Source organism: Pseudomonas sp. PA1(2017), from assembly GCF_001945375.1.
Lineage (GTDB): Bacteria > Pseudomonadota > Gammaproteobacteria > Pseudomonadales > Pseudomonadaceae > Aquipseudomonas.
On record NZ_MSXU01000010.1, the window covers coordinates 174,333 to 196,781 of the forward strand.

The window sequence follows — 22,449 nt, forward strand, 5'->3', positions numbered from 1 at the left end:
GGTGCGACGAGCTTATGAATGTTGCATGACAAATATATTGCAGCGAGATAACCAGCCGTCCGACCGGTAGATGCAGCCTAGGGCTTTCTGGCCCGCTGCCTGGCCTGGCCTTCGGCCTCCTCCATCGCCGCCGCCATCAGCCCGGAACACACCAGCACACCGGCGCCCTTCGACAGGCATTCGTAGCGCTGCTGATCCTCGCCGGAACTGGTGACGCAGTCCTGCAGGCTGATCCGCTGCTCCACACCGGCCAGGTTCTTTTGCGCCTGGGCGTATTCAGCTGCGGTGATGCGCCCGGCGCTTTTGCGCGCCTCGGCGATCTCGCGCAGATTCTTGAGATCGGTGACCGTCCAGCGCATCGCGCTCTGGCACATTTCGCGTCTGGACGCTTTGGCTGGCGCAGGCTCAGCCGCTGCGCCCTGGGCGGGCGTTTCAGGTGCTGGCGCGCGCGTTTCACCGGCGTAGCCCGGCTTGATCGTCACCGCTTCGGCCTGCTGGGCCGCCGGTGGCTGGCTGCCGAAATGCTTCCGGCCGGTCTCGTCCACCCAGGTGTACACCTGGCTCAGGGCCTGGGCAGACAGGCTGCAGAGCACGAGCATCGCGAGCATCTGGCGAGCGGGCATCATCGATAAATCCCTAGCGGAGCGCGGGCTGCGCTGCGGGCAATCTAGAACCAGGCGACGGCTTTGCCAAGGGGCGGCGGCAATGCCTGCCTGCTATTTGCGAACCGCACCATAGTGGCGTTCATAAAGTTGCGCAACGGAGCGGGCAAGACTGCATACAATGCGCATCCGCTCTCAGCTCCACACGAGGACTTCGCCACCATGGCCTCCCCCGACAAGCAGAAAAAACGCGCCCAGCGGGCCAAGACCAAGGCCAAGCAGAACCGTATGGGCAAGCCGAAAACCAATGTCGTGCACCCGGTGCTGGCCAACCCGCTGATCGACGAGCCTTTCGATGACGTGGAGATCGACCTGAGCACCTTCGACTTCAAGGACATCGAGGAAAACGGCTTCGACCCGGCGCACTTCGATGATCTGTTCCAGGCGATGCACAAGGCCGAGGCCGTCAGCCTGCTCGCACTGTGCGTGGTTTTCCTGCAGTACCCGGTGCTGGAGCTGGTGGTCGCCGAGGAAGACCCGGAAGCGGCGACCGACTTCATGATGGGTCTCTTGATCGTCTATCGCAGCCTGTTCCACAACGAAGACGAAGACGCCGCCGTGCAGTGGATCGGCAGCGAGACCTTCCAGGCGGCCTACAACGAGGCGTCGGAGATTCTGCAGAAGAAGAATGCCCGCGGCGGTGTGCGCGTCTGATCCTATCAGGGCGCGCCGCGGCGAATGGTCTGTACGACGCAGGCCTTGCAGTAAGGCCGCAATCGCTTTCGCGCCGGGGCGACGCTCCTACAAGGGCAATGGATTGCCTGCGATTATTGTAGGAGCCGCGAACCGCGGCGAATCGTCTGTACGACGCGAGTCTTGCGGTAAGGCCACCATCGCTTCGCGCCGGGTCGGCGCTCCTACACGGGCAGTGGATTGCCTGCAATTATTGTAGGAGCCGCGACCCGCGGCGAATCGTCTGTACGACGCCAGTCCTGCAGCAAGGCCGCCATCGCTTCGCGCCGGTTCGGCGCTCCTACACGGACAGTGGGTTGCCTGCGATTATTGTAGGAGCCGCGACCCGCGGCGAATCGTGTGTACGACGCGAGTCTTGCGGTAAGGCCACCATCGCTTCGCGCCGGCGCGGCGCTCCTACAAGGGCGTTAGGCCGCTCGCGATCATTGTGAGGGCCGCAACCCGTGGCGAATCGTGGCGGCCCTTCGATCTCGTTATCAACCCGATCGATACCCAACATGCGCCATGGCCTCTCGAATAGCCGGCGTATTCGGGCTAGCCTGGCGTTCACATGCATTGCCCCATAACGCCGATAGCGAGGATTCGATGACTCAATCAACCTATGTTCCGCCAAAGGTATGGCAGCACCTTGAAGCTTCCGGTGGCCAGTTTTCCAAGATCAACCGCCCCACTGCCGGCGCGACCCATGACAAGGAACTGCCGGTGGGCAAGCACCCGCTGCAGCTCTACTCCCTGGCTACGCCCAACGGCGTAAAGGTGACCATCCTGCTCGAGGAGCTGCTGGCCCTGGGGCACAGCGGCGCCGAGTACGATGCCTGGCTGATCCGCATTGGCGAGGGCGACCAGTTCTCCAGCGGCTTCGTGGGCGTCAACCCGAACTCGAAGATCCCTGCCCTGCTCGACCGCAGCGGCGATACGCCGATCCGCGTGTTCGAGTCCGGCTCGATCCTGCTGTACCTGGCGGAAAAGTTCGGCGAGCTCCTGCCCAAGGATCCGGCCGGCCGCACCGAAACCCTCAACTGGCTGTTCTGGCAAATGGGCTCGGCGCCCTACCTGGGCGGCGGCTTCGGCCACTTCTACGCCTACGCCCCGGAGAAGTTCGAATACGCCATCAACCGCTTCACCATGGAAGCCAAGCGCCAACTGGACGTGCTCAACCAGCGCCTCGCCGATAATCGCTACCTGGCCGGCGACACCTACACCATCGCCGACATCGCCGTGTGGCCCTGGTATGGCGAGCTGGTGCGCAACAACGTCTACGGCGCCGCCGAATTCCTCGCGGCCCACGAATACACCCACGTACAACGCTGGGCCAACGAGATCGCCGAGCGCGAAGCGGTAAAACGCGGCCGCCGGGTGAATCGCACCTGGGGCGATGAGTCCGAGCAGGTGCCGGAGCGGCATCAAGCGGCGGACCTGTCGTAAACGCTGATAGCGCCAGCGCACGCGAGTTGTTCAGATGTAAAAAACCAAGCCCCGATGCTTTTTGGCATCGGGGCTTGGTTTTATCTGGCAGGGTTATTTGCGTGTCGACTCATGCAAGTTGATCAACAGCTCAGCCAGCGTTATCCATTTTCCACATCCCCCGTGCCGCTCATCAAGCCGCCGCTTGCACGCGACGCACCCGACGACGCCAGCCGCGCCACATCGGCAGCATGATCATCGCGGCCACCAGCACCCAGGTGCCGATGGTGATCGGGCTGGAGAACAGGATGCCCAGCTCGCCGTTGGAGATCGACAGCGCGCGGCGCAGGTTCTGCTCCATCAGCCCGCCGAGGATGAAGCCCAGCAGCACCGGTGACAGCGGAAAGTCCAGCTTGCGCATGATGTAGCCCATCGCGCCGATGCCGACCATCAGGAACAGGTCGAAGGTGGTCGCGTGCACGGCATACACGCCGATCCCGGTGATGATCGCGATCACCGGCACCAGTGCCCAACTCGGCACCGCGAGGATGCGCGTGAACAGGCCGACCATCGGTACATTGAGGATCAGCAGCATGACGTTGGCGATGAACAGCGAGGCGATCAGGCCCCAGACGATGTCCGGTTGCTGCTCGAACAGCAGCGGGCCCGGGGTGATGTTGTACAGGGTCAATGCGCCGAGCATCACCGCTGTGGTGCCCGAGCCGGGAACGCCCAGGGTCAGCATCGGCACCAGGCCGCCGCAGGTGGAAGCGCCGATGGCGGTTTCCGGCGCAGCCAGGCCGCGGATGTCGCCCTTGCCGAAGTTGCCGCTGGCGCCGGCCATGCGCTTCTCGGTCATGTAGGCTACGGCGCTGGCCAGGGTGTTACCGGCGCCCGGCAGCACGCCGATGATGAAGCCGGAGATGCTGCAACGCAGGTTGACCATCAATACCGACGACGCTTCCTTGAAGTTGAACAACATGCGCCCGGTGGCCTTGACCGCCACGTGGCCGTGGTGGGTCTTTTCCAGCAGCAGGAGGATCTCGCTGATCGAGAACAGGCCCAGCACCAGCACCACGAACTGGATGCCGTCGGCCAGGTGCACGCTGTCACCGGTGAAGCGGTACACGCCGCTGTTGGCGTCGATACCGACCGCCGACAGGAACAGGCCGATCAGCGCGGCGACGAAGGTCTTCAGCGGTTTGTCGCCGGCCATGCCGCCCAGGCAGACGATGGCGAAGACCATCAGCACGAAGTATTCGGCAGGCCCGAAGGCCACTGCCCAGGCCGCTAGCAGCGGGGTGAACAGCACCATGCAGCAGGTCGCCAGCAGTGCGCCGAGAAACGAGCTCCAGGCCGACAACGACAGGGCGATGCCCGCCTTGCCCTGGCGCGCCATGGGGTAGCCGTCCAGCGCGGTCATCACGGTGGAGGCTTCACCGGGGATGTTCAGCAGGATCGAGCTGATCCGTCCGCCATACTCGCAGCCCAGGTATACGGCCGACAGCAGGATCAGCGCCGACTCCGGCGGCAGGCCGAGGGCGAAGGCGATGGGAATCAGCAGCGCCACGCCGTTGATCGGGCCCAGGCCCGGCAGCAGGCCGACCACGGTGCCGATCAGCGTGCCGATCAGCGCGGTGATCAGGTTGTAAGGGGTCATGGCGATGCCGAAGCCGTGCCCCAGATAGCTCAAGGTTTCCATGGATCAGTTCTCCAGCGCGGCCAGCGGGCCAAGGGGAAGTGGAACATCCATCACACGGTCGAACAGCCAGTACAGCAGCACGCTCATGGCCACCACCACGATGGCGCCGGGCAGCCAGCGACCGCCGTACAGCCGGGCCATCGGCACGCCGATGAGGATCGAGCTGAGAATGAAGCCCAGGGGTTCGAAGGTGGCGGCGAACACCAACAGCAAGGCGAAACAGGCGACCACCTTGGTCAGGGTCGCGCGATCCAGCTCGGGCTCGTCATCGGCGCGGGCCACGGGCGTCGGGCGGATCGCCAGAAGCACCAACGCCAGGCCCATCAGGCCCAGGATCAACAGCGGAAAGGCCCGCGGGCCAACCGGCTCGTAGGAGAACGGCGCCTGGTAGGGCCAGGCCATCACGGCCAGCACCACGCACGCAGCCAACAGCGACACGGCGAAAATGCGTTGCAGGATCATCGGGAAAATCCTCGTCGAGCGAGCGCACGCCACCCCGCGCTGCCGTTACCGACAGCGCCATCGTCCATGGGGCGTGCTCTCGCGCTTTACTGGGTCAGGCCGAACTCGCTGGCCAGTTTCTTGTAGTCGGCGACCTGTTTCTTGACGTACGCATCCAACTCGTCGCCGGTCATGGCGAAGGGATAGAGCTGGCGTTCGGCGCGCAGCTTGGCGAAGTCCTCGGAAGCGAGCAGCGTGTCGAAGGCGTTCTTCCACCAGGTATAGGCCTCGTCGCTGACCTTCGGCCCCAGGTAATAGCCGCGGATCACCGGCCAGGTAACGTCGAAGCCCTGCTCCTTGGCGGTCGGGATGTCCGAGACGATCGGCCCTTCCAGGCGCTGGTCGGCCAGCACGGCAAGAATGCGCATGTCGCCGGACTGCACGTGGGGCACGGAGTCGGAGATGTCGGTACTCGCCACCTGGATATGGCCGCCCAGCAGGGCCGTCGCCAACTCGCCACCGCCCTCCATCGACACGTAGCGCATCTGCTTGGGATCGACGCCGCCGGCCTGTGCGATCAGCGCGGTCTGCACCCAGTCCTGACTGCCCACGGTGCCGCCGGCACCGATGACCACACTGCCGGGGTTGGCCTTGAGCGCGGTGATCAGGTCACCGAGGTTCTTGTAGGGCGAATCCGCTCGCACCGCGATGGCGCCATAACTGGTGCCCACGGCCGCCAGCCACTTCACGGCGTTCTCGTCGAAACGGCCGAACTTACCCTGAGCGAGATTCAACAACGAGCCACTGGAAAACGCGGTGATGGTGCCCGCATCGGCAGGCCGCTGGGCGACCACCGCGTTGTAAGCCACGGCGCCGATGCCGCCAGGCATGTAGGTCACGCGCATCGGCGACTTGAGCAGCTTCTCCTGCACCAGCGCGCTCTGCGCCAGCTTGCAGGTCAGGTCGAAGCCACCGCCGGGCGAAGCCGGGGCGATGCACTCGGGGCGACGCGGCTCATCGGCCAGCGCCTGGCCGGCCAACAACGCGCAACAAGCGGACAGGAGAACACGACGAAACATGGGATTCATGGAACGCACCTCTGATTATTTTTGTAGTACGAACAGGCGCCCTCGCAGAAGCTGCAAAGGCAGAGATACCGTGCAGCCGGTCAGGCAGCGGCCAGGGTCAAACCTGGCGCAGGAGGCCGAACGGCAAGGGCATAACGGGGAAAGGCGTGAACGGATGCGGCACAGCGGGCGGTGACGAGCATGGGATGGCTCTCCACTGATTATTATTGTTAGGCGGCTTTTTCAGAGGCCGTCCGCCGGTGGTACACCGGTTACAGCATTAATACGCCCGAAACCTTTCGTAAAGCTTTCAGGGGTGTTGTGGGGAAGAAAAATGTGTAAGGGCTTGGATGCGAGGCGGTGTTGCGCGCCAGGTGGTTGCAGGGGGGAAGCAACGCTGGCTGCCGATTCTGGTGTGAATGCGCCGCGGCACTAGGTGAGTGGAAAATCTTCCATGCCACAAATGCAAAGCCCTGGGATCTTCGAAAAGACTCTCAGGGGCTTTGTGTTATTCGGGATGGCGGGAAGGTGGGGATTTGAACCCGTTTTTAGGCGGTTTCAGTGCGTCACAGTACGTGCCATTCTGTGATTTCTAGGGGTCTTGGCATGTCGATTCGTGCCTATGCAGCACAGTGTTTTCGACACCTTTTCGACACTTTAATAAGCCGTGATTCGTTACCATAGCCGCCAGCACAAGCTAAATCAGTCATCTACAATTGAAATAGAAAACATATCAATATACTCACATACAGACTTAAGTATATCGATCTTATACGCATTGCTGGCGTGCTTACTTATAATATCTCCGTAAGCATTTTCCAAATACTTATAGCAATGCTTGTGTATTTCAATATCACTACCATGGCTACTCACAAAATAACCTGAGCGATATTTTTCTTGATAGTACCTATTGTCGTACACTCTTACTGCGACACTTACAAAAATCATATGAGATATAACGCCGCCTCGCCCCTCTTCACTCATGGTCAAAAGAACAGTAGCAGCCATTGAAAAAAGCCGCTCAATTGATCTTGGGTTAAGGTTGAGCATTAACGGCCCTATGAACTCAAAGAATCCATCCCTATCATATTCTATTAAATCCTCTTTCATTTCATGCTCAATAAAAAGCTGATCTAAAAACCCTACAAGCCCGCTAGAGCTTTTATCAAAAGACCTTCTTAGAGATGGCAGCGAAGTTTCAATGTGAACAAATTTTTGCAAATATATTTCCGAATCCTTTTCAGATACACCATATGTGTGAGAAATAGTGTTTAGAATTTGCGACTTATTAATTACCAAAACAAAAATCACACCACGCACTGAAAACAGGTGTTTTACCTTCTCGATCACTTCCATCGAAAAATTTGGCCTACACCTGTCAAGTTCATCTACAAAGAATACGATTTTTTTTGCCAGACCTGGCCCATTCAGAATGTCAGAAAGGCTTTTTTTATAAAATTCTATATTTTCTTCTATTTGCAGATGAGCATCTAAGCGATCTTTGGCTCGATAACTGAGGGTATCATTAATAAAGTCTCCAATCATATCTCCTGTTTTTACGCCCAACATTCCGCCTGATAGGTTTGATACTGCCACACCGGAAGCTAGCTTTAGAGACTCTTTGGCAACTTTCAATGTTGAGCTTTTCAGCCCCTCCATTAATTCTTTAGATCTTTTCCCTCTCTTCCTCCCAACAGTTTCTTCTAATTTTTTTTGAATAGCGACTGCAATTGACAGGAAGGCATCCGAAGTGAAATCATTTTTATATGCATCGTAGTATATAGGAAGTAGCTCACCTCCATCTTTTATGCCCTCAATCCACTTCCGCACAAACGCTGTTTTTCCATCGCCCCATGCAGCATCAATGGACACCACGAGCCCTTCGTCCGCATTCGTGAATAAGCGAGTCAAATTATCAGAGAAGGTTTGGCGCTTAAAAAAGTCGGCACCATCTTCTCTTGAAGACGAGCTTCTTTCATAAATAGGGGGAATAATTATTTTCATAAAATTTCTCGAAAGAGCAAGCATGCTAAGGCATTAATGAATTTCCTGCAGAGCACGCTGCTTCGCTTTCCCCGCACATTGACTTGAATCTTGCTTTAGCTCCTTTTCTACAGTCTCGATAAATCAAAGAGCCTTTCTCATAGTTTTGGCATACGCTGGAGTGGTCAATTACTCCGTTTCTCTCTGTCCAGGAGAACTCTCCGCCCACCCTTTTCTTTTGGTGCCCATTTTCCCAGGACCAGTATGAGGATTTGCTTACCTCACGCACCTGTTTGCGCTGCTGCCGTTGTGGCTGGCTCGCTGGTTGGCTTTGGTAGGTAGATGCCGCGTAGGTGTTGGCGATTGGCTTCGGCTTGTAGTTGCTATCGTTAAACGAAGTCTGCCGCTCTTGGGTTTCCTGGGCGCGTTGGCGTGACCATTCTTCAAGCTCGCGGTTAGCTTGGATGGTCTGTTGAGCTTGGCTGGATCTGATCCAGTCTTGATCGTTGCCTTGTAGCGCTTCGGCTGGTGGCTGCTGAGGCTGTGCAGGCTGCTGGCTAAATATAGGTTCACCGCCAAAGCGGATAGCCTGCTTGAGCTGCGCCACGTCGATCACGATGGGTTTTGCGAATACTGTGACTAATCCCCAAAATATTGCAGAGCCAACACCCAGGATTGCTAGCGTTCGCCATGGGCCTTGTTTCTTGCGTGGCTTTAGGTAATCAGGAACATCGTCCTTTTCAGCTTTCATCACAACTCCTTGTGCTCATAAACAAATCTTTAAACTTTCACTTTGGATTCACACTAAAAATTACTCATGCTCATCAATACCAAGAACTATATCAGCAATAAATCGGCGCCCTTCTTCTGTTAACTGAAGGTTAGTTTCTACTCCTTCACGAGCAAAGCCGCACCTAATCATATCTCGCCTAACTGGCGGTATAACTTTTGGGCATATTTCCTTAAAAAGCTCAGCAGGGTTTAAGCTTAGCGCTTTCTCAACACCATACTTCTTTATAGACCTGAGAAAATAATGCTTCAAACTAAATACTGCTTTAGCTATCACCTTACTTTGCTCTTCTCTTAAGTACGCAAGTTCTTGATCTTTTTTCCGTATCTCTTCTTCAAATCTAGCTTTCTCATCCCCTTCTACGCCAGCTCGTGCTAAAAGATCTTTAATCACATCTTCTAGCCCTGCCTGCAGCTCCATGATTTGCTGATCATTTGTTTGGGATTGCGCTTCAGATTCGCTAGTTTTGCGATCCGGACTCAAGTACCAAGTATTAATTCTGCTTCCAATCTCATCCTGCTTATCATGAACATTCTGTAGTCTTTCCTCTAGACGCCCTAACAATTCCGAACTCTGGGAGTTGAATTTGTTAACGTAATCGTAGAATCTGCTGCTCGCACTAGTCGCCGCAAAATAAAAAGCAGCCGACATACATATAGAGAAAAATGCCAATAATATTGACACAAGTTCTACAGCTGAAAGAGAAGAGAAATTAAGTTTCAAATCGCCATTAAATAGCTTGATCGCCAAATAGCATAAAACAAAAAGAATCGCTGCTTCTCTAGCGAGCCTTACTAAATCCCCCAGAGTGCAGTCTGCAACTTTGTTTTCCATAACACACCAATCCTTAGTCGTATTTTTAGATACTAGACAGAGACAGTTTATGAAACTTACTCAAACTTATTGAGTTTATGGGCATACCAGCGCCTAGCTACTTCCGTTGTAATCGCTATCCCGCGTTCTGATTGGGCAAGTTTCTGTTGGCCTCGTCGTAGTCGGGGCTGACTTGTCCTTTGTCTGGCATGACCTCCCCGGTCATAAGCCACCAGCGGTATTGTGGATACAGCTTCCCTAGAAGCTCCACTTCTTCAGCACCAATGCGCGCTCTCCCCCGCTTGATGCTTTGCCAGCGCACATAGTCCTTGCTGTTCACCTCTGCCAGCTCTTTGAGACTGGTTGCGTTCAGCAATTGATGCGCTCTATCGGCCATGCCTTGAGCCATTAACAAATACCATTTATGGAATATTGCCATAATGCACCTCTATGGATATTATCCATATGGACTATATCCATGAGGCAAGTTCACTGCCTCGAATATTGACACGAATAGGCACGGAACGACATGGGACTGGAACAGCTGGACGCCAACAAGCTGATAGGCCCGCAACAGGACGTTGAAACCATCGAAACCTGGGCGGATCGCAACGGAATCACCTACGCCACGGCTCGCTCCTGGGCCATGCGCGGCGTGCTGCCCACCGTGAGGCTTGGCAAACGCCGCATGGTCAACAGCGCCATGCTCCGGCAGTGGTTGCTCGAGCAAAAGTGGACAGCATGAAGATTCGCTACCCCATGGAGGCTTGCATGGCCACCAATGCCGACTCCGATACCACATTCGCCAAGCCCACCGAACATCCTGTACCAGAGCGCCAGAGAGGCTGACTCATGATCCGTTATCTGTTCATCGCCGCTCTAGCCTTCGCAGGTGGCTATGCATGTGGCGCTGCTGATGGTTTCACCTATGCCATGCGCGTTTTACCGCTGTCGGATCAGCTCTCTACGCATTGAGGTACCTGGCATGATTAATAAGAGGCCCTTATTCATGCTGAAACTGGAGGCTGAACTGCGTGATGGACTCATGGCTGACGCCCACAGGCCAACCTTCTGGCCGCTCAGGTAATGCACGACTCAATTCACCAGCAGCGAGCCAGAGCATATGCTGAGTTCGTTCAGCACAAGGTGGCTGCGGCTCGTGCATCGATCGAGGCAGGCCGTGGCAGATCCAACGAAAACGTTGAGGCTGTATTCGCTGCACGCCGAGCAGGGGCAGATAAAAGGCATTTAGCCGCCCAAAACTGAGCAGGATACTCTGCAGGACGCTTACTGCTTCGGGCCAATCGCGGCCTTTGAAAGATGCTTTAGCGGAGGGTCGTAGCTATTGCTTCTTAGCCTTCTTGTACCCTTCCGCCATTGCTTTCTTCATTGCATCCTCCATCGCGCCACTGCAAAGCATCAGACCAAGCCCCTCCGATACACACCGATAGCGCTTTTCGCTTTCCCCTGAGCTAGAGAGACAGTCCTGCATATTCATCATGGCGCCGCCAGTCGCGAGGTCCTTCTGCACTTTAGCGTTATCAGCTGCAGATAACTGTCCAGACTTCATCAAGGCTGTAGACAGCGTTTTGAGATCTTCTAGATCCTCGTGCCCCCAACGTATAGCGCTGGTACACATCTGCCGTTTCGAAGGCTTGGTTTCTTTCGATGAGGAGTTGGGTGTTGCGTAGGGGGTTTGAGGCGCGACAGCCGTACCGTCTCCGATATACCCGTGATTGATTTTCACAGGCTCGACGGGTTGGGCAACGGGTGGTTGGCTACTGAAGTGTTTCTGCCCCTTCTCGTCTACCCAGGTATAGACCTGCGCATGGGCCAAGGTGACGAAAAGCATGAGTGACAACGGAAGCATCCTGCGACCGGGCATTTTTCAGTTCCTTTGAGGTGCGATCTTGCACCCTGCCAATCTAATACTCGGCAGTTTGCCTGCCAACAGGTTTGCGCACCGCAGCTGCCGATTGCTTCACAGATCGCTATCAACCGGTCGCAGGTTTCGACACTTTGCATGCCGCAGATAGCAAAAGCCCCCGAAACTCTATGAATTTCAGGGGCTTAGGCTTGAGATATGGCGGGAAGATAGGGATTTGAACCCTAGGTACCATCGCTGATACAACGGATTTCGAATCCGTCCCGTTCGGCCACTCCGGCATCTTCCCAGGCGGCGCGCATGATATCAGCAGAATTCGCTTTGGCGAAGCCCATCGCGTAATTTTTTTCGCGTGCTATCAAATGCTTGGCTCATTTGTCGGTAACGGCTGCATGGCAACTGGCTGGTTGGCGTGCCCGATGCCGCGCGCCAGAGCCCGTCGTATCGGGGCTGTGGCCCGGAGTCTATCGGCATCGGGAAGCGCTGGCCGAGCCTGCTGCCATCCGCTCAGCGGATAGTGCCTTGCTGGCCAGGCAGAATACTGTACATTTGAACAGTATTTTCTTGCTATCCATCCGCCATGTCTTCCGTCGTCGCTATCGATCATCTGCTCAACGAACGCCGTATCTGGCGTGGCCAGGGCATTGTCGCGCCCAGCGGCCACCAGCCCACGGGCAACGCGGCGCTGGATGCTTCGTTGCCAGGCGGTGGCTGGCCGGAAGCAGCGTTGAGCGAGCTGCTCGTCGAGGCGCCAGGTATCGGTGAGCTGCGCGTGGTGCTGGCGACATTGGCGCGTTTGAGCGCTGCCGGGGAGCGGGTGGTGTTGGTCGCGCCGCCCTACGTGCCCTACCCCGGCGCCTGGTCGGCAGCGGGGGTGGAGATGAAGCAGTTGGCGCTGATCCAGGCGAGCGCGCGGGATGCCTTATGGGCGGCCGAGCAGTGCCTGCGTTCGGGCAGTTGCGGGGCGGTGGTGCTGTGGCCGCAACGGGCCAATGACCGTGCCCTGCGCCGCCTGCAGATTGCCGCCGAAACCGGGCAGACCCTGGCCTTCGCCTACCGCCCGCTGCATGAGGCGCGCAACCCTTCGCCGGCGGCCTTGCGCCTGACCATCCAGGCGCAGCCCGCCCAGGTGCGGGTGCTCAAGTGCCGAGGTGGGCAACCACCGTCGCGCGCGTTTGATTTGAGCGGCTGGGGCTTTTGATATGCGCTGGGCGTGCATCCTGCTGCCGCAACTGGCCATGGACGGCGTGTTGCGTGGCCGTGAAGAGGCCGAAGCGCCGCTGGTGTTGCTGAGCGGCGCACCCCAGCGGCGCATGTTGCAGGCGGTCAACCCGGCCGCGCGGGCGCTCGGCCTGCGCCCGGGGCTGACGCTGACGGCGGCGCAATCCTTGAACTGCGCATTCGCCAGCGCCGAGTACGACCCCGCCGATATAGAGCGCTGGCGCAGCTTCCTGGCGGCCTGGGCCTACGGTTTCAGCTCCCAGGTGAGCCTGCACTATCCGCGCTGCCTGTTGCTCGAGGTGCAATCGAGCCTGTCGCTGTTCGGGCCCTGGCCACGTTTCGAGGCGCGCCTGCGTGAGGAGCTGACGGCGCTGGGCTTTCGCCATCGCATTACCCTGGCACATCACCCTGCCGCAGCGCGCATGCTCGCCAACCTGCACGATGGCCTGGCGATCACCGACGAGCAGGCGTTGCGCGAGCGGCTGGCGGCCATGCCGCTGGATCGCATCGGCCTGCCGGAAGAACTGGCCACGACGCTAGCGCGCATGGGCCTGCGCCAGGTGCGCCAGTTACAGGCGCTACCCCGCGACAGCCTGGCGCGGCGCTTCGCGCCTGAGCTGCTGGCCGGCCTGGATACCCTGATGGGCCTGCGCCCGCTGGCGCTGGATTACTACCGCCCGCCGGATGTGTTCGACAGCCGGCTGGAGCTGCACTTCGAGGTGGAATCGACTCAAGCCCTGCTGTTTCCGCTACGGCGCCTGACCGCGGACCTGGCCACCTACCTGGCAGGACGGGACTGCGGCGTGCAGCGTTTCGTGCTGCACCTGGAGCACCGCGACGGTGACGACAGCCTGCTACCCGTCGGCCTGCTCAGTGCCGAGCGAGAAGCGGGCATGCTGCTGGAATTCACTCGCGGCCGCCTGGAACAGCTGCAATTGCCGTCACCGGTGCTGGCGCTGCGCCTGGTGGCCCGCGACCTGCCGACCTTCGTGCCGCAGCACCAGGCGTTGTTCGAGGACCGACCGCAGCAAACCTTAGGCTGGGAGCAACTGCGTGAACGCCTGCGCGCACGCCTGGGCGACGACGCCGTACAAGGCCTGGCCGCCCATGCCGACCATCGCCCGGAAAAGGCCTGGCGCACGGATACCAGCCGCATTGCGTTGCCCAGCACGAGCGCTGCCCGGCCCAGTTGGCTGCTGCCGGAGCCCCAGGTGTTGCGTGAGCCACTGCATATTCTCAGCGGCCCGGAGCGCATCGAGTCCGGCTGGTGGGATGGCGAGGACGTGCGCCGCGATTACTACCTGATCGAAACGCGCAGTGGCCAGCGCGGCTGGGCGTTTCGCAGTGTCGGTGAAGACGGCCCGCTGCAGTTGCACGGCTGGTTCGCATGAGCCTGCCCGACTACGCCGAGCTGCACTGCCTGTCGAACTTCAGTTTCCAGCGCGGGGCCTCCAGCGCCGCCGAACTGTTCGAGCGCGCCAAGCTGCTCGGCTATCGCGCCCTGGCGATCACCGACGAGTGCACCCTGGCCGGCATCGTGCGTGCCTGGCAGGCCGCCAAGGAGCACGAGGTGAAGCTGATCGTCGGCAGCGAGCTGCGCCTACCGAGCGGTGCCCGACTGATCGTGCTGGTCGAGAACCTCGCCGGTTACCAGCGCCTGTGCGCGCTGATCACCCGTGCCAGAAGGCGTGCGGAAAAAGGCCGCTACATCCTGCTCGACGAAGACCTGCCCGAAGCACCGGATGGCCTGCTGGCCATCTGGCTGCCCACCGCGAACGACGACGCCAGGGCCGGCGCCTGGTTGCACGAGCGCTTTGCCGAGCGCCTGTGGCTGGGCGTGGAGCTGCACCGTGGCGCCAGCGATGCAGCGCTGTTGCAGCATGGCCTGGGCCTGGCACGGCGACTGGGCATCCCTGCCGTGGCCTGTGGCGACGTGCATATGCATGCCCGTGGCCGCCGCGCCCTGCAGGATTGCATGACCGCCATCCACCACCATCTGCCCGTGGCCGAGGCCGGCGCCTACCTGTTCGCCAATGGTGAGCGCCACCTGCGCCGCCGCGAGGAACTGGCCGAGCTGTATCCGCCCGAACTGCTCGCCGAAACCCTGCGCATCGCCGAGCGTTGCCGATTCGATCTCGACGACCTCAAGTATCAGTATCCCCACGAGTTGGTGCCGGCTGGCCATGACGCCAGTTCCTGGCTGCGCCACCTGGTCGAGGACGGCATCCGCTGGCGCTGGGGCGATGACATCAGTGACAAGGCGCGGGCGCAGATCGAAAGGGAGCTCGCGCTGATCAGTGAGCTGGGCTACGAGAGCTATTTTTTGACCGTGCACGACATCGTGCGCTTCGCCCGCGAGCAGTCGATTCTCTGCCAGGGGCGTGGCTCGGCGGCCAACTCGTCGGTGTGCTTCGCCCTGGGCATCACCGAACTGAACCCGATGGCCAAGGGCAGCCGCCTGCTGTTCGAGCGTTTCCTGTCCCGCGAGCGCAACGAGCCGCCGGACATCGACGTGGATTTCGAGCACGACCGCCGCGAGGAAGTCATCCAGTACGTGTTCCGCCGTTATGGCCGCGAGCGCGCGGCGCTGACCGCGGTGGTCAGCACCTACCATGGTGCTGGGGCGATTCGCGACGTGGCCAAGGCCCTGGGGTTGCCGCCCGACCAGATCAACGCCCTGGCCGGTTGCTGCGGTCGTTGGAGCGACCGCATTCCCGATGCCGAACGCCTGCGCGAGGCCGGTTTCGACCCGCAGAGCAAAGTGCTGCACCGGGTGCTGGTGCTGGCTGGCGAGCTGATCGGCTTTCCCCGCCACCTCTCCCAGCACCCCGGCGGCTTCGTGATTTCCGAGACACCGCTCGACACCCTGGTGCCGGTGGAAAACGCCAGCATGGCCGAACGCACCGTGATCCAGTGGGACAAGGACGATCTCGACGCCGTCGGCCTGCTCAAGGTCGACGTGCTGGCCCTCGGCATGCTCAGCGCTCTGCGCCGCTGCTTCGACCTGTTGGCCGCCTACCGCAACAAGCGCTGGACGCTGGCCAGCCTGCCGGCCGAGGACACCGCCACCTACGAGATGATCAGCCGCGCCGACACCCTGGGGGTGTTCCAGATCGAATCCCGCGCACAGATGGCCATGCTGCCGCGCCTGCGGCCACAAACCTTCTATGACCTGGTGATCCAGGTCGCCATCGTGCGGCCGGGGCCGATCCAGGGCGATATGGTGCATCCCTACCTGCGCCGCCGCACCGGCGAAGAAGAAGTCACCTACCCCTCCGAGGAATTGCAGCCAGTGTTCGAGCGCACCCTGGGCGTGCCGCTGTTTCAGGAGCAGGTGATGGAGTTGGCGATCATCGCCGCCGATTACTCACCCGGCGAGGCGGACGAACTGCGCCGCGCCATGGCCGCCTGGAAGCGCCATGGCGGCCTGGAGCCGCACCGTGAGCGGCTGACCAGGCGCATGCTCGAGAAGGACTACCCAATCGAATACATCAACCGCATCTTCGAGCAGATCAAGGGCTTCGGCAGCTACGGTTTTCCCGAGTCCCACGCTTCCAGCTTCGCCCTGCTCACCTACGCCAGTTGCTGGCTCAAGTGCCACGAGCCGGCAGCCTTCGCCTGCGCGCTGATCAACAGCTGGCCGATGGGTTTCTACAACCCCGACCAGGTGCTGCAGGACGTACGCCGCCATGGCCTGCGCATCCACCCGGTGGACGTGCGCTACAGCGCCTGGGAATGCACCCTGGAAGATATCGGCAAGCCGCAGCCGGCCATCCGTCTGGGGCTGTGCCTGGTCAAGGGGTTTCGCGAGGACGCGGCGCTGCGTATCGCCGCCGCCCGCGAGCAGGCGGCATTCGGCGATATCGCCGATCTCTGCCAGCGCGCCCGACTGGATAACAACGCCCGCGCGCGCCTGGCAGATGCAGGCGCCCTGCAGGCCCTGGTCGGCCATCGCCACCAGGCACGCTGGGCCATCGCCGGCGTGGAACCGCAGTTGCCGCTGTTCGCCAGCCTGCCCGCCCAACAGGAAGCCGCCATCAGCCTGCCGCGCCCCAGCATCGGCGAGAACCTGCTGACCGACTACGCGACCCTGGGCACCACCCTCGGCCCGCATCCGCTGGCGCTGCTGCGGGGCAAACTCAGGGCCGCCCGCTGCCGCAGCCGACGCGAACTGGAGCGCGTGGAGCCCGGCAGGATGGTCAGCGTGGCCGGCCTGGTGATCGGCCGCCAGCGCCCGCAAACCGCCAGCGGCGTGACCTTCGTGACCCTCGAGGACGAGTTCGGCATGATCAACGTGCTGGTGCGCCTGGAGCTGGCCGAGCGCCAGCGCAAGACGCTGCTGCAGTCCCGCCTGCTGCGCATCGACGGCCACCTGGAAGCCGCCAACGGCGTGCAACACGTGATCGCCGGGCGGCTGGTGGACCTCACCGACTGGCTGGTGGGGCTGGATGTGCGCAGCCGGGATTTTCATTGAGGGCGGGGATGCAGCATTGTGGTTACGCTGCGGGGGGCGGCCCCGCCGGCATTGGGGTTGATCCGGCCTTTTGTGGGAGGGCGCCATGCGCCCGATTTCATGGGAAAGGGCAGAGACGACCAGTACATTCCCATGATTTTTCGCGCGCATGAACTAGGCGTCCCCGCGCGCTCTCACACCGGCCATTAGCACTGCCGCATTACCGTCGCTTAGAACCCATTCATAATTTTTCACTAATAGTTTCGTCGCTTTTGGCAGCTAAGTGGTAGCGGCCGTTATCCGATCCATTGTGGGAGCCGCGACCTCGCGGCGAATCGCTCAGGCACCGCCGAAATAGGCAGTCAGGCTGCAATCGTTTCGCCCCGAGGTCGGGGCTCCCACAGGTTGGTTTGAGTGTCTGCTCCTGCCTTGCAGCAGCCTCTTTGATGTCGCCTAAAAAGATCGTGAACAGGTTCTTACAGCGCGCGGCGCATGCCGATATGGGGAATATCGTCTTCCAGGTATTCATCAGTGGCGGGCACGAACCCATAACGGCCGTAATAACCCTGCAAATGCGCCTGGGCGGACATGTAAACAGGCAAGCCCGGCCAGCGTAGGCCGCAGGCCAGCAGTGCCTGCTCCATCATGCCGTGGCCGAGCCCGGTGCCCCGCGCGATGGCCGCCGTCACCACGCGGCCAATCACCACTTCACCGTCGTTGAGCGCCGGGTCGAGCAGGCGCAGGTAAGCCACCAGCTCATCGCCGCGCCAGCCCAGCAGGTGACAGGTGTCGCCTTCGAGATCATGGCCATCGACTTCAAGATACGGGCAGTTCTGCTCGACCACGAATACCTGGGTACGCAGCGCGAGGGCGGCGTATAGCTCGGTCTTGGTCAGTTCGGTGTGGTGTTTGCAGTGCCAGGTTGCAGACATGATCGGCTCGCGGCTGGAGGTTCGGAAATAGCCAGCGACTCTACCCGCTTCGCCCCCATTTCGTCATGGGGGCTGCCGACCTACTTTTCGATTACCTGCCCACGCAGGGCCGCCAGGCGCGCCAGCAGACGGTTCTGCACGGGCGTCGGCACGCCCTGGCTGTCCATCGAAGCCTGCAGGTTCTCGACCAGGGCATTGAAGTGGCTGGGCGACAGGTTCTGTCCCTTGTGGCTTTCCTCGAGAGAATCACCGGTGTACACGCAGGGCCCGCCGGCGATCACGCAGAACTTGTCGACCAGTTTGTCACGCAGCCCGGCGATATCGACCTTGGCAAAGAACTGCACGATGCGCGGGTCGCCTGCCACGTTGATCAGCATGCCCTCGACGATACGGGTGATGCCAGGCTTCTCGCCCAGGTCGCGGTACAGGCTGTCATCCTTGGCCGGCTGCTGCGCGCAGCCGATCAACACCAGCGCCAACAGCGCAATGCACAATGAACGCAGCATGCTCAGAAACTCCCCTGCACGGACAGGTAGGCGCCGTTCTGGTTATCCAGCGTGGCGATCTCGCCGAGGCGCGCGTAGGCCAGTACGATGGCCAGATGCTTGTTGGGGAAGTAACCGACGAACAGATCGGCCCAGTCGCTTTCGCCAGCGAAGTTGAGGTTGTCCGGTTTTTCCCGGTACTCCACGCCCACCGCCCACTGGCGGTTGAGCAGCACCGCCACCGAGCCTTCCTTGAGCACCGAGCGACGGTCGCGGCGATCCCCCCCGAAACCCAGCAGGCCCAACTCGTTGGCGCGGCTGTAGCGCACGCCGCCATTGAGCAGCAGGTTGTAGCCAAAGGCGCCACCGAGGATCAGCCGGCTGGCAGTCAGGTAGCCTTCGGTGTCCTCGTCGCGCTGGGCGCCGACCAGGCTGGGGATGAGAAAATCCTTCTGACGCTTGTGCTGGATACCCAGGGAAACCTGGGGCAACTGGTCGTAGATCAGGTCGCCGAACAGGCGCACCTTGATGCCGAAGATGTCCTGGCTGAGGCTGTTTTCCGGCAGGCTCAGGTTGCGGGCCAGGTTGCCCAGGTCAAAGCGCTGGCGCGCGTAGGACAGCTCAATGCGGTTGTCGTAAGCCACGGCCATGCCGGCGACATCCAGGCGGTAGTCACCGGTCTCCACCCGGGTAGCGAACACGTCGGCGCCCCACTCGCCCTTCTCGCCATAGCCGGCCAGCACCGCCCAGGGCGTGATGCCCCCGCCAGCTGCGCCTTCCAGGCTGCTGGCACCGCCGGTGGCGAGCAGACGGCCTTCGCTGGCCAGAGCCGCCGAGGTGAACATGCCCAACAGGAGGGCGCCGGTCAGTTGAGATAGCCACATGGTCAATGCACCAGAGAAACGGGAGAAGTTAACGGCCGCTGCATCCAGGTTTCGAACGCCTGCGCCGCCAGCGGTCGGCTGATCAGATAGCCCTGCACGCTGTCGCACTGCCAGCGGTCGAGCAGGTCCAGGCTGCGCTGCAGCTCGACGCCCTCGGCCACCACCTTGAGGCCCAGGCTGTGGCTCATCTCGATGGTCGAGCGGACGATCACCGCGTCTTCGCTGGTGTCGTCCAGCTCGCGAATGAACGACTGGTCGATCTTCAACTCCTGCACCGGCATGCGCTTGAGCTGCGCCAGTGAAGAGTAGCCGGTGCCAAAGTCGTCCACCGACAGGCCGATGCCTTTTTCACGCAGCCCGTGCAGCACTTGCAAGGCCGCCGCCGGGTTGAGCATCACACCGCTCTCGGTAATTTCGAAAATCAGTTGGGCGGCCGGAACCTGGTAATGGGCCAGCAGCCGACCGACGCGGGTAGGCAGTTCGGTATCGATCAGGTCTTCGGTGGAGATGTTCAGCGACAGCTGCACCACCCGCCCGCGCTGACGCCATTCCTGCAGTTGGCGCACGCCCTCCTCGATCACCCAGGCAGTCAGGGTCTGGATGCTGCCGGTACGCTCGGCCAGCGGGATGAACTCGCCTGGCGACACCATGCCGAACTGCGGATGCTGCCAGCGCAGCAGGCCCTCGGCCTGAATGCGCGCGGGGTTGCGCACGTCCAGCTTGGGTTGGTAGTGCAACAGCAGTTCCTCGCGCTGCGCAGCGCGGCGCAAGTCGCGGATCAGTTGCACCTGACGCTGCTGAACGGCGTCGCGGCCGCTTTCGTAAACCTGGATGCGCCCGGCCAGGTGGCCGGCGTCCTGCATGGCGATACCGGCGCGGCGCAGCAGTTCTTCCGGCGTCACGCCATCACTGGGATAGCCGGCGATGCCGATGCGGCAATCCAGGGCGACGTCCACGTTATCGATACGAAAGGGCTTCATGGACAGCTGCTGCACCCGGTCGGCGGTGGCCACCGCGCTGTCGACATCGGCGCCATCGAGCAGCAGCACGAACTCGTCGCCATGCAGCCGCGCCAGGCTGTCGGACGGCCGCAGTGCCACCTGCAGGCGGTTGGCCAATTGCTGCATGAGGCGATCGCCGCCGCCTGCCTCGCAGCTTTCCGTGATGGTGCGGAAATTACCGATGCCCAGGTACAGCAAGGCGATGTGCCGCTCGGCCATGATCGCGCTGCTCAGGCGCTCGAGCGCCAGGTTACGGTTGGGCAGGCCGGTCAAGGGATCGTGCAGGGCGTTATGGGCCAGCTGCCGCTCACGCTCGGCAATGCCGTGCTGCATGCTCTGGAAGGCCTTGGCCAGGCTGCCGAGCTCATCCGAGCGGTCGAGCGCCAGCGGCACTTCGTAATCACCCTGACCGACACGCTCCGCTGCACCGGCCAGACGGCGGATCGGCTGCGACAGGCTGCGCGCCAGCAACAGCGCGCCCAAGAGTGATGCTGCCAGGGCTGCCACGGCGATCAGCAGGATCTGCTTGTTGAGTGCGGCCACCGAGCCCCTGGCCTGTTCGAGGGAGCGCTGCAGCAATGCCTGCACCCGGAAGCCGTCACCGCTGGCCAGCACCAGACGTTGCACCAGGAACGGCTCGCCGCCGTGCATGACCTCGCCGCTGTCGCCATCGAAGGTGATCATCGGCATGTCGTCCAGGGTGCTCACGCGCACATCGGGCTGCCCGTCCATGCTGCCGGTCAAGGTCAGTTCGAGGTGGGTCAGCTGGTTCAGCTCGCGGGCGAAACCTTCGTCGATGGCAAAGCCCATCACCAGCCGGGCGATGGGCAGCGGCGCGCTGACGGTGGCCTGCACCAGCAGGTAGATGCGGCCATCGAAGGGCATCAACACGCTCTGCCCCTGCCGGCTCAGTTGCGCGTTGATCTGCTCGGCCCGCGGCACCGACATCGGCGTGAGGGTACTGGCGCTGAGCTTGCCGTCCATGTCGAACATCATCACCACGCCGGCGTTGATTCGCGCACCATGGTTGAGCAACGCCGAGCGGATGGTCGCCTCGTCGCCACTGGCCACCGCCTCACGGAAACCGAAATCGCTGGTCAGTACCTGCACCGCATCGCGCAGCTGCCGGGCATGCACATCGAGCAATTGGCCGAACACGCCGGTACCGACGTCGAGCTGCTCGCGCGCCTGGGTGCGGATCGAGGCGGTGGTGGCCGCTTGCACGGCGAAGTAAAGCGCGCCGACCACCACCAGCAACAGCAGGATCAGCACACTGGCGATGCGCGCCTGGAAACTAGTGCGAACCATGTTCCACGGCTTTCCTGAAGGCATCACCAAAGGCGCTGGGCGGCGCGCCCGGCGGCTCGGCTTCAGCGGAGGCCTCGACCGGCAAGGCGAAACGATGCTGCGCCGCGCTGCCCTCGACCTTGAACGCTTCGCCCTGCTGCGGCTGCATGTCGGGCAGCGCCGGATGCCAGAGGGTCACCCGATAATCGCCGGTCGGCAGGTTGTCGAAACTGACCTTGCCCTGGGCGTCGCTGACGGCGAACCAGGGATCGTCGGTCACGTAGATGTAGCCCACCATCCAGTCATGGATGTTGCAGCCCAGCACTACCAGGCCCGGCTTGTCGAACACCACCGGTGCGCTGGGCGTGCCCTGGTAAAGGCGCAGCTCGAAACGCTTGGCCGGCGAGAACGAATAGACCTGATGGCGGATGTCGTCCCGGTTCGGAAAGGTCACCGCCGTACCGGTACGCACGGCCAGCACGCTCGGCACGAAGCGCATCTCCTGCTGGTCCATCACCGCTTTGCCGGGCGCCGCTGCGCCAGTGGCAGGGCCCTGCAGCGTCACCACGGCATTGGCCAGCGGTGCGCCCTTGGCGTCCACCACGTCGCCCTGCAGGCTGGCCGCCTCGGCGACGCCCAGCGCGCCGATCAGGTACAAAGGTGCAGCGAGAAAAAAGCGTTTGGTCATAAGAGCTCGTCAAGGGCCGCTCGGCCCTGCCGCAAGGCCGCACGGGCCTCTTCGCTGA

21 protein-coding genes and 1 tRNA gene are annotated in these 22,449 nt (G+C 61.1%); 7 read left to right on the forward strand and 15 right to left on the reverse strand.

What is annotated here, in order from left to right; genetic code table 11:
• Nucleotides 1–77: 77 nt before the first annotated feature.
• Nucleotides 78–626: a DUF4124 domain-containing protein gene (locus BVH01_RS15235; RefSeq protein WP_075931164.1), complete on the reverse strand. Its 549-nt coding sequence runs from the start codon at nt 624–626 to the stop codon at nt 78–80.
• A 198-nt stretch (nt 627–824) separates the two neighbouring features.
• On the opposite strand from BVH01_RS15235, the gene BVH01_RS15240 reads away from it, so the two are divergent.
• Entirely contained in the window at nt 825–1,316 is a 492-nt protein-coding gene (locus BVH01_RS15240; protein WP_075931165.1) for a hypothetical protein, read from the forward strand.
• Nucleotides 1,317–1,940: 624 nt separating this feature from the next.
• Complete coding sequence (yghU, locus tag BVH01_RS15245) at nt 1,941–2,780, forward strand: glutathione-dependent disulfide-bond oxidoreductase (protein WP_075931166.1); 840 nt, start codon at nt 1,941–1,943, stop codon at nt 2,778–2,780.
• Nucleotides 2,781–2,952: 172 nt separating this feature from the next.
• Here the strand turns inward: yghU and BVH01_RS15250 are convergent, their stop codons facing one another.
• From BVH01_RS15250 to BVH01_RS15275, 7 genes are all read right to left on the reverse strand, one after another.
• Nucleotides 2,953–4,461 (reverse strand): tripartite tricarboxylate transporter permease, encoded by a 1,509-nt coding sequence (locus tag BVH01_RS15250; RefSeq protein WP_013792269.1) that lies wholly within the window; start codon nt 4,459–4,461, stop codon nt 2,953–2,955.
• 3 nt (nt 4,462–4,464) lie between these two features.
• Nucleotides 4,465–4,923 carry a tripartite tricarboxylate transporter TctB family protein gene (locus BVH01_RS15255; protein WP_075931167.1) on the reverse strand — a complete coding sequence of 153 codons (459 nt, stop codon included), beginning with the start codon at nt 4,921–4,923 and terminating at the stop codon, nt 4,465–4,467.
• A gap of 86 nt (nt 4,924–5,009) precedes the next feature.
• Nucleotides 5,010–5,990, reverse strand: coding sequence for a tripartite tricarboxylate transporter substrate binding protein (locus BVH01_RS15260; protein ID WP_075931168.1), 981 nt, complete (start codon nt 5,988–5,990; stop codon nt 5,010–5,012).
• A 681-nt stretch (nt 5,991–6,671) separates the two neighbouring features.
• A complete protein-coding gene (locus tag BVH01_RS15265) occupies nt 6,672–7,973 on the reverse strand; it encodes a P-loop NTPase fold protein (RefSeq protein WP_168177291.1) in 1,302 nt (433 codons plus the stop codon).
• A gap of 25 nt (nt 7,974–7,998) precedes the next feature.
• Nucleotides 7,999–8,703, reverse strand: coding sequence for a hypothetical protein (locus BVH01_RS24450; protein ID WP_075931170.1), 705 nt, complete (start codon nt 8,701–8,703; stop codon nt 7,999–8,001).
• 60 nt (nt 8,704–8,763) lie between these two features.
• Nucleotides 8,764–9,576 carry a hypothetical protein gene (locus BVH01_RS24455; protein ID WP_139317849.1) on the reverse strand — a complete coding sequence of 271 codons (813 nt, stop codon included), beginning with the start codon at nt 9,574–9,576 and terminating at the stop codon, nt 8,764–8,766.
• 115 nt (nt 9,577–9,691) lie between these two features.
• The gene (locus tag BVH01_RS15275; protein WP_236101142.1) at nt 9,692–9,994 is read right to left on the reverse strand and encodes a DNA-binding protein; all 303 of its coding nucleotides are present in this window, start codon (nt 9,992–9,994) and stop codon (nt 9,692–9,694) included.
• 90 nt (nt 9,995–10,084) lie between these two features.
• On the opposite strand from BVH01_RS15275, the gene BVH01_RS15280 reads away from it, so the two are divergent.
• Complete coding sequence (locus BVH01_RS15280; RefSeq protein ID WP_075931171.1) at nt 10,085–10,300, forward strand: DNA-binding protein; 216 nt, start codon at nt 10,085–10,087, stop codon at nt 10,298–10,300.
• 107 nt (nt 10,301–10,407) lie between these two features.
• The gene (locus tag BVH01_RS25000; RefSeq protein WP_256562779.1) at nt 10,408–10,530 is read left to right on the forward strand and encodes a hypothetical protein; all 123 of its coding nucleotides are present in this window, start codon (nt 10,408–10,410) and stop codon (nt 10,528–10,530) included.
• Nucleotides 10,531–10,897: 367 nt separating this feature from the next.
• Here the strand turns inward: BVH01_RS25000 and BVH01_RS15290 are convergent, their stop codons facing one another.
• Nucleotides 10,898–11,440: a DUF4124 domain-containing protein gene (locus BVH01_RS15290; RefSeq protein WP_075931172.1), complete on the reverse strand. Its 543-nt coding sequence runs from the start codon at nt 11,438–11,440 to the stop codon at nt 10,898–10,900.
• Between the two features lie 199 nt (nt 11,441–11,639).
• Nucleotides 11,640–11,729 (reverse strand) — tRNA-Ser (locus tag BVH01_RS15295).
• 291 nt (nt 11,730–12,020) lie between these two features.
• Here BVH01_RS15295 and imuA point away from each other — a divergent pair.
• Genes imuA through BVH01_RS15310 form a run of 3 tightly spaced genes read left to right on the forward strand, consistent with a single transcriptional unit; the run spans nt 12,021 to nt 17,135 of the window.
• A complete protein-coding gene (gene imuA / locus BVH01_RS15300; protein ID WP_075931173.1) occupies nt 12,021–12,641 on the forward strand; it encodes a translesion DNA synthesis-associated protein ImuA in 621 nt (206 codons plus the stop codon).
• Between the two features lies 1 nt (nt 12,642).
• Nucleotides 12,643–14,052 carry a DNA polymerase Y family protein gene (locus BVH01_RS15305; protein ID WP_075931174.1) on the forward strand — a complete coding sequence of 470 codons (1,410 nt, stop codon included), beginning with the start codon at nt 12,643–12,645 and terminating at the stop codon, nt 14,050–14,052.
• On the forward strand, nt 14,049–17,135 hold the full coding sequence (locus BVH01_RS15310) for an error-prone DNA polymerase (RefSeq protein WP_075931175.1): 3,087 nt from the start codon (nt 14,049–14,051) through the stop codon (nt 17,133–17,135). The genes BVH01_RS15305 and BVH01_RS15310 overlap by 4 nt, the downstream gene beginning before the upstream one ends.
• 455 nt (nt 17,136–17,590) lie before the next feature.
• Here BVH01_RS15310 and BVH01_RS15315 read toward each other — a convergent pair whose 3' ends face one another.
• The 5 genes from BVH01_RS15315 to BVH01_RS15335 all read right to left on the reverse strand — a co-directional run bounded on the left by BVH01_RS15315 (nt 17,591) and on the right by BVH01_RS15335 (nt 22,391).
• Nucleotides 17,591–18,046 carry a GNAT family N-acetyltransferase gene (locus BVH01_RS15315; RefSeq protein ID WP_075931176.1) on the reverse strand — a complete coding sequence of 152 codons (456 nt, stop codon included), beginning with the start codon at nt 18,044–18,046 and terminating at the stop codon, nt 17,591–17,593.
• A gap of 80 nt (nt 18,047–18,126) precedes the next feature.
• Nucleotides 18,127–18,549, reverse strand: coding sequence for a group 1 truncated hemoglobin (locus BVH01_RS15320; protein ID WP_075931377.1), 423 nt, complete (start codon nt 18,547–18,549; stop codon nt 18,127–18,129).
• A 5-nt stretch (nt 18,550–18,554) separates the two neighbouring features.
• The gene (locus BVH01_RS15325; protein WP_075931177.1) at nt 18,555–19,421 is read right to left on the reverse strand and encodes a DUF3034 family protein; all 867 of its coding nucleotides are present in this window, start codon (nt 19,419–19,421) and stop codon (nt 18,555–18,557) included.
• Complete coding sequence (locus tag BVH01_RS15330; RefSeq protein ID WP_075931178.1) at nt 19,418–21,724, reverse strand: bifunctional diguanylate cyclase/phosphodiesterase; 2,307 nt, start codon at nt 21,722–21,724, stop codon at nt 19,418–19,420. The genes BVH01_RS15325 and BVH01_RS15330 overlap by 4 nt, the downstream gene beginning before the upstream one ends.
• Nucleotides 21,711–22,391, reverse strand: a complete 681-nt coding sequence (locus BVH01_RS15335) for a hypothetical protein (protein WP_075931179.1) — start codon at nt 22,389–22,391, stop codon at nt 21,711–21,713. The genes BVH01_RS15330 and BVH01_RS15335 overlap by 14 nt, the downstream gene beginning before the upstream one ends.
• Nucleotides 22,392–22,449 lie beyond the last annotated feature (58 nt).